General features: G+C 74.7%; 13 protein-coding genes. 6 read left to right on the top strand and 7 right to left on the bottom strand.

The window, feature by feature from the left end:
• Positions 1-67 precede the first annotated feature (67 nt).
• The 5 genes from SLINC_RS16145 to SLINC_RS16125 are packed head-to-tail and all read right to left on the bottom strand — an operon-like array spanning position 68 to position 4,377.
• Positions 68-691, bottom strand: a complete 624-nt coding sequence (locus SLINC_RS16145) for a hypothetical protein (RefSeq protein WP_067432804.1) — start codon at positions 689-691, stop codon at positions 68-70.
• The gene (locus SLINC_RS16140; protein ID WP_067432802.1) at positions 688-2,034 is read right to left on the bottom strand and encodes a hypothetical protein; all 1,347 of its coding nucleotides are present in this window, start codon (positions 2,032-2,034) and stop codon (positions 688-690) included. Before SLINC_RS16140 ends, SLINC_RS16145 begins: the two co-directional genes overlap by 4 nt.
• On the bottom strand, positions 2,031-2,804 hold the full coding sequence (locus SLINC_RS16135) for an ABC transporter ATP-binding protein (protein WP_225988408.1): 774 nt from the start codon (positions 2,802-2,804) through the stop codon (positions 2,031-2,033). Before SLINC_RS16135 ends, SLINC_RS16140 begins: the two co-directional genes overlap by 4 nt.
• Positions 2,805-2,851: 47 nt before the next feature.
• Positions 2,852-3,775, bottom strand: a complete 924-nt coding sequence (locus tag SLINC_RS16130) for a zf-HC2 domain-containing protein (protein WP_067432790.1) — start codon at positions 3,773-3,775, stop codon at positions 2,852-2,854.
• On the bottom strand, positions 3,772-4,377 hold the full coding sequence (locus SLINC_RS16125) for an RNA polymerase sigma factor (RefSeq protein ID WP_067432787.1): 606 nt from the start codon (positions 4,375-4,377) through the stop codon (positions 3,772-3,774). Before SLINC_RS16125 ends, SLINC_RS16130 begins: the two co-directional genes overlap by 4 nt.
• A gap of 272 nt (positions 4,378-4,649) precedes the next feature.
• Between SLINC_RS16125 and SLINC_RS16120 the strand changes: the two genes are divergently transcribed.
• From SLINC_RS16120 to SLINC_RS16110, 3 genes are all read left to right on the top strand, one after another.
• Positions 4,650-4,901 (top strand): hypothetical protein, encoded by a 252-nt coding sequence (locus tag SLINC_RS16120; RefSeq protein ID WP_067432784.1) that lies wholly within the window; start codon positions 4,650-4,652, stop codon positions 4,899-4,901.
• Between the two features lie 48 nt (positions 4,902-4,949).
• Complete coding sequence (malQ, locus tag SLINC_RS16115) at positions 4,950-7,055, top strand: 4-alpha-glucanotransferase (protein WP_067432781.1); 2,106 nt, start codon at positions 4,950-4,952, stop codon at positions 7,053-7,055.
• 102 nt (positions 7,056-7,157) lie between these two features.
• Complete coding sequence (locus tag SLINC_RS16110; RefSeq protein WP_067432778.1) at positions 7,158-7,445, top strand: hypothetical protein; 288 nt, start codon at positions 7,158-7,160, stop codon at positions 7,443-7,445.
• A gap of 248 nt (positions 7,446-7,693) precedes the next feature.
• On the opposite strand, the gene SLINC_RS16105 is transcribed toward SLINC_RS16110, so the two are convergent.
• The gene (locus tag SLINC_RS16105) at positions 7,694-8,290 is read right to left on the bottom strand and encodes a TetR/AcrR family transcriptional regulator (protein WP_067432775.1); all 597 of its coding nucleotides are present in this window, start codon (positions 8,288-8,290) and stop codon (positions 7,694-7,696) included.
• A 155-nt stretch (positions 8,291-8,445) separates the two neighbouring features.
• On the opposite strand from SLINC_RS16105, the gene SLINC_RS16100 reads away from it, so the two are divergent.
• On the top strand, positions 8,446-9,897 hold the full coding sequence (locus SLINC_RS16100; RefSeq protein ID WP_067432772.1) for an FAD-dependent monooxygenase: 1,452 nt from the start codon (positions 8,446-8,448) through the stop codon (positions 9,895-9,897).
• Positions 9,898-9,918: 21 nt separating this feature from the next.
• Here SLINC_RS16100 and SLINC_RS16095 read toward each other — a convergent pair whose 3' ends face one another.
• Positions 9,919-10,419 (bottom strand): MarR family winged helix-turn-helix transcriptional regulator, encoded by a 501-nt coding sequence (locus SLINC_RS16095; protein WP_067432769.1) that lies wholly within the window; start codon positions 10,417-10,419, stop codon positions 9,919-9,921.
• Between the two features lie 135 nt (positions 10,420-10,554).
• Between SLINC_RS16095 and SLINC_RS16090 the strand changes: the two genes are divergently transcribed.
• Entirely contained in the window at positions 10,555-11,496 is a 942-nt protein-coding gene (locus SLINC_RS16090; protein WP_079164554.1) for an EamA family transporter, read from the top strand.
• A 67-nt stretch (positions 11,497-11,563) separates the two neighbouring features.
• Positions 11,564-12,988: an RNA polymerase subunit sigma-70 gene (locus tag SLINC_RS16085; RefSeq protein WP_067445400.1), complete on the top strand. Its 1,425-nt coding sequence runs from the start codon at positions 11,564-11,566 to the stop codon at positions 12,986-12,988.
• Positions 12,989-12,991: the final 3 nt, after the last annotated feature.

Below are 12,991 nucleotides of genomic sequence, written 5' to 3'. Positions count from 1 at the left end.
CCCGCGCCCACCCGGTGCCGTCGAGGGGCCCACGTCCGGTACGTGGAGCCCCTCCCCGCACGTCGCCTCAGGCCCGCGCCCCCCGCACCACATACAGCGCGCCGCCCACCGCGAAGGCCGCCAGAGCCGCCGCCCACGCGCCCGCCCCGCCGTCCGACTGCAAGGGCCAGGCCCACACGGTGACCGCCCGGCCGTGCGCGTTCGCCGCCCCCACGTACACCGCGCTGACGTAGGCGAAGGCCGGCAGCCAGCTCAGCCGGGCGCCGAGCAGGGCCGCCGCGGCGGCCGTGAGCCCCGTCGTGCCGAGCGTGTTGCGGACCATGGCGGGCGGACCGAACACCGACGGATGCCCCAGCACCGCCAGGGACAGCAGCCCCGCGGTGAGCGCCGTGAGGGCCAGCAGATGCAGGGCCCGCAGCCGCCACCAGGGCCGCACCGCCGTACGGTCCAGTTCCTCGGAGGCGGTGTACAGGCTCGCCCCGATCACCGCGGCCGTGAACAGCGGGGCCAGCGCCACCACCGGCACCCGCCGCGACGGATCCACGTAGGCGTCCAGACCGTGCGCCGCCCACACCGCGAGACCGGCTGAAGCCAGGAGCACGGCGAGGGCGCGCGGAACGGCACGCGAGCGGGCGTACAGGAGCGGGCCGCCGAGCGGGGTGGCGGCGCGCGCGCCGAGGAGAGCGGTCACAGGGTCGGCACCCCCCGCGCGTCGCACCGGTCCACCGTCGCGAAGTACTCCGACAGCCAGGCCCGGCGCTCCTCCTCGCCCATCGCCTCCAGCCGGGCGCGGGCCGCGAGCCGGTCCCTGAGCCGGGCCCGGTCGGCCTCGCTCCCCTCGGCGAACTGCTCGTCGAAGTACGTCTCCTGCGGGCTGGGCGCCAGATGGTGCTCCACGGCGCTGTCGACCGGATCCCAGCGCCGGTCCTCCTCGACGGAGCAGTACGCCCGGCCGTACAGGGCCATCCCGGCCTCCCACGCGTACCGCCGCGGTTCGGTGAGCTCACCCCGTACGACGCTCCGGCCGATCGGCGCGAGCATCGGCAGCTGGGCCTCGTCCCGGCGCGATCCGCCGGGCAGGTCCTCGAACCGGACCGGCAGATTCCGTACGCCCTCCAGCCGGCCGGTGAGCCCGGACAGGGCGTCCGTGACCTGCGGCAGGAGATCTCCGTAGCGGGCGTTGACGCAGATCTGCGGGGTGGTGGAGGTGTCGCACACCTGGCGGCCGGCCACAGCGCTCGTGTGCCACAGCCCGGCGTTGCCCGTCTGCACCAGCAGCGCGCCCGCGGCGGCCGCGGCGGCCAGCGGCAGCACGGCGAACCGGCGGCGGTGGGCCGCGTGGGCCAGGAGCGCGGCGACGGCGAGGCCGCCCGTCCACACCGCCATCGCCACCGGCTGCCACCACACCGGGACGTCGTCGGTCATCCCGTCGACCACCGGCGACAGATGACCGAGCGCGTCCTGACCGTCGTACGACAGCACACCGAGGACGGCGTACGCCCCCACCGCCAGCAGGGGTGCCGTCAGCCGCCAGGACACCAGCCGTCCCACGACGTGGCCCGCCAGGACGGCGGAGGCCAGGACGACCGCGTCCGTGAGGACGGCGACCGGGTAGGGGCTGTCGCCCATGGAGCAGTACCAGGTGGCGAGCCAGGCGAGGGCGACCACGACCGCGTAGCCGGCCAGCACCCACAGCACCAGGGGCAGCGCGGAGGCCAGCAGCCGGGCGAGCGGGGCGCGCGCGGCCGTCGCCATCAGTTCCTCGGTACGGCGCCTGCGCTCGCGTCCGCCGTGCCAGCAGCCCGCGGCCAGGGCCAGCGGGGCGCCGAGCAGGGTGGCCGCGATGTGCAGCTGCTCGCGGGTCTCCGCCCAGCCGCCCTGCCACTGGCGGGCGTTGGCGGCCAACGCCACCGCGAGGGTCAGCAGCACGGCGGCACCGGCCCAGGGGCCGAAGCCGCGCACCACCTCGGCGCGCAGCGGGTGCCGGGAATCCCCGGGACGGGGCGCGTGGGGTCGCTCGGCCACGAGGGTCATCGCGTGGCCCCTTCCAGGGCTGCCGCGCGGTGGGTGCGCAGGGCAGCCGTGTAGCCGCGCTCGATCGGGTTGTCGCCGACGCCGTCCGCCGACTCGCCCAGCTCGGCGAGGGCCCGGGGCGTGCCGCGGTAGGCGATCCGGCCCGACTCGACCAGCGTGACCTCCGTGCAGGCCGCGGCCACGTCCTCCACCAGGTGGGTGGAGACGACGACCGTGGACGCGGTGCCCAGCTCCCGCAGCAGCGTGCGGAACTCCACGCGCTGCTCCGGGTCGAGCCCCGCCGTCGGCTCGTCGAGCAGCAGCACGTCGGGCTCGTTGACGATGGCCTGGGCGATGCCGACCCGGCGGACCATGCCCCCCGACAGCGTCCGCACCTTCGCGTCGACACGGTCGGCGAGACCGACCCGGGCCACGGCCCGCTCCACGGCGGCCGGGGTCTCGGCGGCGGGCATCTCCTTCAGCCAGGCCACGTACGCGACGAACTCCCGCACCGTGAACCCCGGGTAGTAGCCGAACTCCTGCGGCAGATACCCCAGCCGCCGCCGTACGGCCGACCTGTGCCGGCGGTCCTGCACGTCGTCCCCGAGCAGCTCCACCCGGCCGCCGCTCGGCGCGGCGACCGTGGCCAGGACCCGGATCAGCGAGGTCTTGCCCGCGCCGTTCGGACCGAGCAGGCCGTGCACCCCCGGGCCGAGGTCGAGGTCCACCGAGTCCAGGGCGACGGTTCTGCGGTGCCGGACGCGCAGCCCGGCCACTCGTATCGTGCTCAACGGTTCTCCAGAGGTGGGTGGGAGGGAGACGGGCGGCACGGAGGCGCTCACGGCCTGCCCAGGTGGTCGTAGGCGGGCCGGCGTACGGCCAGGGCCACGGCGCTCAGGACGGCCGCCGCCGCCCAGCCGCCCTGGGCCGGGGCGCCGTCCAGACAGGCGGAGAGCTGTTCGGCCAGGCGTGCCGTGAGACGGTCGCCGGGAGCGGCGAGCGCCGGGGCGAGGACGGCGCACAGCCAGCCGCCGCCCGTCACGGCCGTCGCCGCCGGGCAGCCGACGTACCCGGCCAGGGCCAGCGAGGCCAGCGTCAGCGCGAGCCCCGGCAGCAGCCAGGCCGCCGCGCCCGGCGCCCCCGACGACGGCACCAGCACCCCGGCGAGCGTCAGCGGCGGCAGGCTCACCGCCAGGACGGCCGCCGTCCGCACCAGCACCAGCCGCAGCCCCGCGGACGGTGTCGACGCCGTGATCTCGTGCAGCGGGTCGGCGTACGCCCCGTAGGACAACGCCACCCCGACCACCGGCACGACCGGGGCCACCACCAGCAGCACGGGCCGCACCCCCGCGTAACCGGCCCCGTACGCGAGCACGACGGCCCCGACGGCCACGATCAGCACCGCCGACAGCCAGGCACCCCGTAGGGCGGGACCGGCGGCCCAGAGGATGCGGGCGAGACGGGGGGTGAGGGCAGGGATGAGCGCCGGTGAGTGGGTCCTGGGCGGGGTGAGGGCCCGGGCGTCGGTCCGCGCGGCCGTCAGCAGCGATTCTCGGGCGGCAGCCGGCGCGGCCCCCAGCACCGATTCCCTCACCTCCGCCAGGACCACCCCCGCCGTCGTCCCGCGCACCGCCCGCGACACACGGGACGCGCAGGAGGTGCAGTGCTCCAGGTGTTTCTCCAGGGACCAGGCGTCGGCCTCGGGGAGGGAGCCGTCGGCGTAGCGCAGGGCGAGGTCGTCGGGGGCGTGCCAGTCGGTCATGCCGGGCCTCCCAGCGGGGACGGGTTCAACTGGGCCAGGGCGGCGCGCAGTTCGGCGCGGGCGCGCAGGGCGCGGGACTTGACGGTGCCCTCGGGGATGCCGAGCAGCCGGGCCGCCTCGCGGGTGGTCAGCCCGTCGACGACCGTCGCGCGCAGCACCTCGCGCAGCTCCGGCGAGATCCGGTCCAGGGCGGTGCCGACATCGCCGTACTCCAGTCCGGCCAGCACCCGGTCCTCGGCCGAGGGCGCGGCCGGTGCCGGGGCGTGCTCCTCCTCCATGGGCGCCGCCCGGAGCCGCGTGGCGCGCTCGTGGGCCCGCCGCGCGTCGACCAGGCGCCGCGCGGCGATCGTCCACAGCCAGCCGCCGGCCTCCTCGCCGTGATGCCCGGCCGCCGACCGCCACACGGTCACGAAGGTGTCCTGGAGCACCTCACGCACGACCTCGGCGTCCGCACAGCGCCGGGTCAGCCGCGCGTGCAGCCACCCCGCGTGCCGGTCGTACAGCGCCGCCATCGCCGCCGAGTCGCCGCCCGCGACGGCCCGCAACAGCGCCGCGTCGGAGCCCCCGGCGTCCGCCGCGTCCTTCTCCCGGTGGCCCCCCATGGGGCGGAACAGTCTCACACCCCCTCTATCGACGGCCTCGGACCACCCGGTTCGCGTACTCCGGACGACCACCGGCGGGAGTGGCTGCCGCGTCCCGTATGCCCCAGTCTGGAGAGACCGCGGCGGGACAAAATGTGACGAGGGGCACGTTGTTCAGTTCCATACGTCTGCCGTCGCGCGCGCTGGGTAGGGCTCCGACAACCCGCAAGGGCCTGCCCCGCGCGATCCGCCGGACAGGCCGTAGGCCGCCGTACTCGAACAAGGAGGCCCCCGTGGCCGCATCGGCACACCTTCTGCTCCCGGCCCTCTCCAAACCCTGGGCGGACCCCTCCGCCCTGTCCGAGGCGGAGCCGTCCGCCGCATCCGACGTGCACTACTGCGTGTTCAGCGCGGAGGGCGCCTGCGCCGAGGCACCCCTCACCAGCGAACCGCCCCTCCCGGACGCCGAACCCCTCACCAGCGAACCCCCGCTCGCCGACGCCGCCCACCTGACCAGCGAGTCCGACGCCCCCGCGGAGCCCTAGGCGCTGCCTTCACTGCCCGAGCCGACTCATTCGAAAGGCAGGCACCGGATGACCGCTCCCGGGCAGCAGCCCGAGCCCCCCGGCGAGGATCTGTCCCGGCTCGCCGGGCTGTACGGCATCGCCAACGCCTACAGCCCCTCCCCGGACCGTACGGTCGCGGCCTCGGCCGGGGCCGTCACCCGGGTGCTGGCCGCCATGGGCGTCGACGCCGGCAGCCCCGAGGGGGTACGGGCCGCGCTCGACGCCCGGGAGCGCGACCTGCGCGAGCGGCTGCTGCCGCCGACGGTCGTCCGCTGGAGCGGCGGTCCGTGCGACGCGCTCGACGCCCTCCCGGCCGGCACCCGCCTGCGCATCGTGACCGAACAGGGCGAGACCCGTGCCACCGCGGACCAACTCCCGCCCGGCGTCCACCGGTTGACCGCCACCGCCCCCGACGGCCGCACCACCGACGCCCACCTGATCGTCGCCCCGCCCCGGCTGCCCGCACCCCCCGGCCGTTCCTACGGCCTGCTCGTCCAGCTCTACTCCCTGCTCTCGCACCGCTCCTGGGGCATGGGCGACCTCGGTGACCTCGCCGAGCTGACCGCCTGGGCCGGCCGCGCCCTCGGCGCCGGTTTCGTCCAGGTCAACCCGCTGCACGCGGCCGTCCCCGGCGCCCCCACCGACCCCTCCCCCTACCGCCCCTCCTCGCGCCGCTTCCCCGACCCCGTGCACCTGCGGATCGAGGACATCCCCGAGTACGCCCACGTCGGCGACCGGGAGCGGGTCCGGGCCCTGCTGGAGAGATCCGGCAGGCTGCGGGAGTCCGTACTGGACAAGGGTGCGCTGATCGACCGGGACGCCGTGTGGGAGCTCAAGCGGGAGGCGCTGGAACTGGTCCGCGAGGTCCCCCTCGGCCCGGGCCGCCGCGCCGCCTACGTCGACTACCTCGCCGAGCAGGGCCAGGCCCTGGAGGACCACGCCACCTGGTGCGCGCTCGCCGAGCTGCACGGCTCCGACTGGCGGCGGTGGCCGGCCGGTCTGCGCGACCCCCGGTCGCCCGAAACGGCCCGCGCCCGCTCGGAGTCGATGGACCGCGTCGACTTCCACTGCCGCCTCGCCTGGCTCACCGAGGCCCAGCTGACCGCCGCCCAGCGCGCGGCGCGCGAGGCGGGCATGCCGGTCGGGGTCATCCACGACCTCGCGGTCGGCGTCCACCCCGACGGCGCCGACGCCTGGGCCCAGCAGGACCACTTCGCGGCGGGCATGTCGGTGGGCGCGCCCCCGGACGCCTTCAACGCGCGGGGCCAGGACTGGGGCCTGCCGCCCTGGCGCCCCGACCGCCTCGCCGAGTCCGGCTACGCCCCCTTCCGGCAGCTCCTGCGCGCCCTGTTCCGCTACGCGGGCGCGCTGCGCATCGACCACGTCATGGGCCTGTTCCGCCTCTGGTGGGTCCCTCAGGGCGACCTGCCCACCGAGGGCACCTACGTCCACTACGACGCCGAGGCCATGCTCGCCGTCCTGGTCCTGGAGGCCTCCCGGGCCGGCGCGCTCGTCATCGGCGAGGACCTGGGCACGGTCGAGCCCGGCGTGCGCGAGACGCTGCGCGAGCGCGGGGTGCTCGGCACCTCCGTCCTGTGGTTCGAGCGGGACTGGGACGGCGACGGCCGCCCCCTGCCCCCCGACCGCTGGCGCGCCGACTGCCTGGCCACCGCCACCACCCACGACCTGCCGCCCACCGCCGCCCGCCTGACCGGCGAGCACGTCGAACTCCGCGACAGCCTCGGCCTGTTGACCCGCCCGCTCGACGAGGAACGGGCCGAGGCGTCGGCGGACACCGGCGAGTGGCTGGAGCTCCTCGCCCGGCTCGGCCTCCTCCGGGGCACGAGCGGCGCCATCGACTCCTCCTCCGAGGAGGCCGAGATCCAGGCCGTCCACCGCTTCCTGCTCCGCACCCCGGCCCGCCTCGTCGGCCTCTGGCTCCCCGACACCCTCGGCGACCGCCGCCCGCAGAACCTCCCCGGCACCTGGGACCAGTACCCGAACTGGCGCCTGCCCATCGCCGACACGGAGGGCCGCCCGGTGACGCTGGAGGAACTGGCGGGGTCCGCGCGGCTGCACGCGTTGGTGGAGGTGCTGCGGGGGAGGGTGGACGGGGGTAGTGGACGGGGGTAGCGGGCGGGGGTAGTCCCGACGCCGGGGTGTCCGCGGGCCGGGGAGGCCTCATACGGCACCCCGAGCGCGCACCCCTTCCCGGCGTTCGGTACTTTTGGCACCGTGGACAAGAAGAACGCCCTGCGCGCCGGCACTCTGGCAGCCGGTACGACGCTGATGATGCTGCTCATGTCGTCCCCCGCGCTCGCGCTCACCCGCGACGACGGCGACGACCCCGGCAAGGGCCTGAGCGTGATCGAGACGCTGGGCCTCTTCGTCGTTGCCCCGCTCGCCCTGTTCGCGGTCATCGCCGGCCTGGTGATGGTCCTGGACAAGTCGCACCCCTCCCACCGGGTCAACATCCCCGGCACGAAGGCGAAGCCGAAGGCCAAGGCCGACGCGAAGGCCTGACGGTCCGAAGACATGACGGCCTGACGGCCTGAGGCTCTGACATCCCGACGGTCTGACGTCCTGTGGGACGGCCCGAGGGTCTGACGGCCTGCCGGTCCGACAAGCACGACTGGTCCGGCACGCACTCTCCACCGAGGGCGCCGGCCCCGCCGCACGTACCCGCATCAGGCGTACGTGCCGTGAGGCCGGCGCCCTCGACGCGTCCGGGAGCGAGCCCCGGACGCCGCGCAGGCCCCCGCCGACATCGCTCAGGGACTCGGCGCGGTCAGATACCGCTGCACCGTGGGCGCCAGCCACGCCACGACCTCCTCCCGGGCCAGCGCCACGACCGGCGGGAGCCGCAGCACGTACCGGGTCAACGCGAGCCCGAGCAACTGGGTCGCCGTGAGCGCCGCCCGCGCCGGCACCTGCTCGGGATCCGGGCACACCTGCCGGGCGAGCGGCATCACCTGGTCCCGGAAGATGCCCTGCATCCGCTCCGCCCCCGCGTGATGGGTCGCACCGACCCGCAGCAGGGCGGTCAGCACCTCGTTCTCCTCCCACATGCCGAGGAAGTGCGTCACCAGCACCCGGCCCACGTCCTGCCGGGACAGGGGACCCAGGTCCGGCATCCTCAGATCGACGGCGACGGCGGCCGCGAACAGGCCCTCCTTGCTGCCGTAGTAGCGCATCACCATCGACGGGTCGATGGCCGCGTCCTTGGCGATCGCGCGGATGGTGGCCCGCTCGTATCCCTCAGCGGCGAACCGCTCGCGGGCCGCGGTGAGGATCGCGTCACGGGTGTCGTCGGAGCGGCGTCGCGCGCCGGAACCGGACGGGGGGCTGCTGCTGTCACGGCCGTTCATGCCAACGAGCGTAGGTCAACAAGTGTTCGCCAACAAGTGTTTGCCAACATATGTTTGCCAACGGGTGTTGACTCCGACCCGCGGCGCCCCTAGTTTCATCAACAGACGTTGGCCAACAACCGTTGGCAAGCAGTCGTTGGCATCAGGAGGCCACCATGAACGGCACCCGCCCCGACCCCACGTCCGTGATCGTCGTCGGTTCCGGCCCCACCGGCCTGCTGCTGGCCGGTGACCTCGCCACCGCCGGTGTCCCCGTCACCGTCGTCGAGAGGCGCCCCCACAAGATCAGCAACCTCTCCCGTGCCTTCGGTGTCCACGCCCGCACCCTGGAGCAGCTGGACGCCCGCGGCCTCGCCGACCCGCTGCTGGCCACCGGCGACACCATCACCGGCCTGCGGCTCTTCCGGCGCCTCTCCCTCGACCTGGGCACGCTGCCGTCCCGCTTCCCCTTCCTGCTCATCACCCCGCAGTACGAGGTCGAGCGGCTGCTGGAGCGGTGGGCGCGCGAGGCGGGCGTCGAGTTCGCCCACGAGAGCGAGGTCGTCGGGCTGCGTCAGGACGACGACGGCGTCGACCTGGAGGTGCGCGGCGCGGACGGCACGGTCACCACCCGGCGCGCGGCCTACGTCGTGGGCGCGGACGGCCATCAAAGCGCCGTACGCCAGGCGATCGGACTGCCCTTTCCGGGGGTCTCCGTCATCAAGTCGCTGTTCCTGGCGGACGTCCGGCTGGCGCAGAAGCCCGAGGGCGTGCTCACGGTCAACGGCGCGGGAGACTCCTTCGCGATGATCGCCTCCTTCGGTGACGGCTGGTACCGGGTCATGGGCTGGAACCGGCGCCACGAGGTGGCCGACGACGCGCCGCTCGACCTCGACGAGGTCAAGGACGTCACCCGCCGGGCCCTCGGCACCGACTACGGCATGCACGACGCCCGCTGGCTCTCCCGCTTCCACAGCGACGAGCGCCAGGCGCCGCGGTACCGGGTCGGCCGGGTCTTCCTCGCCGGTGACGCCGCGCACATCCACTCCCCGGCGGGCGGCCAGGGCATGAACACCGGGCTCCAGGACGCGGCCAACCTCGGCTGGAAGCTCGCCGCGGCCGTCCAGGGACGGGCGCCCGAGAGCCTTCTGGACACCTACGAGGCCGAGCGCCACCCGGTCGGCAAGGCGGTGCTGCGCAGCAGTGGCGGTCTGGTCAGGCTGGCGCGGGCGCAGAGCCCGGTGCCGCGCACCGCACGCGCCCTCGTCACCGCGTTCGTCAACCTGGCCGGCCCCGCCCGGCGCAGGATCCTCGCCCAGATCTCCGGCATCGGCTACCGCTACCCGGCCCCGCGCGGCTCCCACCGCCTGGCCGGCACCCGCGTCCCGGACGCCGCTCTCGCCGGCGGCGGCCGTCTCTACGAGGCCCTGCGCGGCGGACGGTTCGTCCTGATCACCCCGGAGCCGTACGAGGGCCGGGCCGCCCGCGAGGGCCGCCTCACCGTGGAGCGCTGGGCGAGCGACCGCCGTACGACCGTCCTGGTGCGCCCCGACGGATACGTGGCCTGGGCGGACGACACCGCCGGACCGGCCGCGATCGAGGCGGCGCTCGCCGCGCACGTCGGGTGACGACCGGTCCCGGCGCCGGGGTCACCTCTGCGTCGAGGCCAGCAACTCCCGTAGCAGGTCGGCCAGTTGGTCGGCCTGTTCGGCGTTCAGGGCGGACAGGGCCTCCGTCTGGGCGGCGAGGCCCGCGCCCACCGCGCGGTCGACCAGCTCCAGCCCCTTCCCGGTCAGCGTCACCTGGAGGCCCCGGCGGTCGTGCGGGTCGGGGGAGCGGCGCAGCAGTTCGGCCCGCTCCAGTTTGTCGAGGCGGCCGGTCATCCCGCCGGTGGTGAGCATCAGCGACGCCGACAGCTGGCGGGGCGAGAGGGCGTAGGGCTCGCCGGACCGGCGCAGGGTGGCCAGTACGTCGAACTCGCCGCGGGAGAGCCCGAGGGGCGCGTAGACCTTCTCGGTGCGGTCGCTCATCGCGCGGGAGAGCCGGTAGATCCGGCCGAAGACCTCCATCGCGGCGGTGTCCAGGTCCGGCCGCACGGCCGCCCACTGCTCGATGATCGCGTCGACCTCGTCCTTGCGCTGCGCACTCATGCGCCGAGTATCCGCCCGGTTCCGGACGCCTGCAAGAAAGTGATGAGAGAGTGGCTTGACTGTAAGTGGCTTAGCGCTAAGCTAATTATTGCCAAGCTACTTCACCGAGAGGTGCTTCACCGAGAGGTGCCGGTCATGAAACGGCCCGCGATCATCCTGCTCACCGCCCTCGCTCCCGTCTCCTGGGGCACCACCTACGCCGTCACCACCGAGTTCCTCCCGGCCGACCGGCCCCTGTTCACCGGACTCCTGCGTGCCCTGCCCGCGGGGCTGGTCCTGCTGGCCCTGGCCCGGCGGCTGCCGAAGGGCGCCTGGTGGGGCAAGGCGGCGGTGCTCGGGGCGCTCAACATCGGCGCCTTCTTCCCGCTGCTGTTCCTGTCGGCGTACCGGATGCCGGGCGGGATGGCGGCGGTCGTCGGGTCGGTCGGGCCGCTGCTGGTCGTGGGCCTCTCGGCGCTGCTGCTGGGGCAGCGGCCGACACCGCGGAGCGTGCTGACCGGGCTCGTGGCCGCGTTCGGGGTGAGCCTGGTCGTCCTGAAGGCGGCCGGGGCGCTCGACCCCGTCGGTGTGCTGGCGGCCCTCGCCTCGACCGCCTCGATGTCCGCGGGCACCGTGCTGACCAAGCGCTGGGGGCGCCCGGAGGGCGTGGGCCCGCTGGCCCTCACCGCCTGGCAACTGACCGCGGGCGGGCTGCTCATCGCTCCCCTCGCGTTCCTGGTCGAGGGTGCGCCGCCCGCGCTGGACGGCCGGGCGATCGGCGGCTACCTCTACCTCGCGCTGGCCAACACGGCGATCGCGTACTGGCTCTGGTTCCAGGGCATCGGCCGCCTCACCGCCACCCAGATCACCTTCCTCGGCCCGCTCTCCCCGCTGACCGCCGCGGTGGTCGGCTGGGCGGCCCTCGGCCAGGCGCTGACACCGGTCCAGGTGGCGGGCATGGCGCTGGCGTTCGGGGCGACGGTGGCCGGACAGTTGGGGGTACGCGCATCCGCCCCACAGGCACACCCGTCAGGGCACCCGAACCCGCGGCTCGACAAGGATCCGGCGGGCCCGAAGGTTCCGGTGCTGCGACGGTAGGGGCTCCTCGCCCCGCCGAAAGGTAGCGTCACCCCGTCCCCGTGTGACGCAACTCCCGGAGGTGCTCGTGGGCGCAGTCAGCTGTCCGGTGTGCGAAAGCCCCCTGGCCGCGCGGGCCGGCCGTACCGGCCGTAGCTCCGTGTACTGCTCGGCCGCCTGCCGGCAGAAGGCGTACCGCGGACGGCAGGGACCGGTCGGCGGCGGTGGGGTGCAGGAGCTGATCGAGGACATCGGCAGACAGGCGGGGCGGCTGGCGCCCCGGCCCCCCGCCGCCCTCTACGACACGGTGACCGAGCTGTCGGCCTCGGTCGCACGGCTCCAACGCGTCGCCCGGACGGCACGGGCCACCGCGGAGGATTCCACAGCGCCGGCTCGTTCCGTAACAGCCGCTCGCGTTACGGATACGCCCGCCTCCGTTACGGATACGCCCGCCTCCGTTACGGATACGCCCGCCTCCGGCACGGAAGAACCGGCCTCCGTGACGGAAGTCCCGGCCGCCGTTACGGAACTCACCGAGACGGACTTCGCCGCCCTCACGGAACAGCACCGTCGTGAGATCCAGGTGCACTGCTACCGCATGACCGGGTCGTACGACGAGGCCGAGGACCTGGTGCAGGAGACGTTCCTGCGGGCCTGGCGGGCGCGGGAGGGGTTCCAGGGGCGGGCGAAGGCGCGGACCTGGCTGTACCGGATCGCCACCAACGCCTGTCTGGACTTCCAGCGCAGGACCACGCGCAGGCCGCAGCGGTACGAGCCGGTCCCCGGGACGAACCACGGCGAGGGCGAACCGCCCGCCCGTATCACCTGGTTGCAGCCCTATCCCGACGACGAGCTGCCCGTCGTCGAGGCCCCCGGGCAGCCGGAGGCCGCGGCCCTGTCCCGGGAGACGCTGGAGCTGGTCTTCCTCGCCGCGATCCAGCACCTGCCGCCCCGCCGGCGTGCCGTGCTGATCCTGCGGGACGTGCTGGGGCTGACCGCCGCCGAGACGGCCGAGGCCCTGGGGACGAGCGTGGCCTCGGTCAACAGCGCCCTCCAGCGGGCCCGGCCCGTCCTGCGCGACCATCTGCCCCGGGAGCGTGCCGACTGGCGGGCGAGCGAGCCCACGGAGGGCCAACGGGCCGTGCTGGAGCGGTACATGGCCGCCGTCGGACGCCTCGACTTCGACGCGATGGCCGCGCTGCTGACCGAGGACGTGGTCCTGACCATGCCGCCGAACCCGTTCTGGTTCGTCGGCCGGGACGCGCTCGTGGACTTCGTCCGGGTCAGCCTCGACCCGGCCTCCCCGATGTTCCTCGGACACTGGCGCAGCCTGCCCGCCCGCGCCAACGGACAGTTGGCGGTCGGCCACTACATCCGCAGGCCCGGTACGAGCGTCCACCGCGCCCAGGTCCTGGACGTCCTGCGCTTCGACGGCGGCGAGGACCGTATCGCCGAGATCACGTCCTTCGAGCCGCACCTGTTCCCGGCGTTCGGGCTGCCGCTGCGGCTGTGAACC

The organism is Streptomyces lincolnensis (assembly GCF_001685355.1).
Lineage (GTDB): Bacteria > Actinomycetota > Actinomycetes > Streptomycetales > Streptomycetaceae > Streptomyces > Streptomyces lincolnensis.
This window is presented reverse-complemented; position numbering and strand designations above follow the sequence as displayed.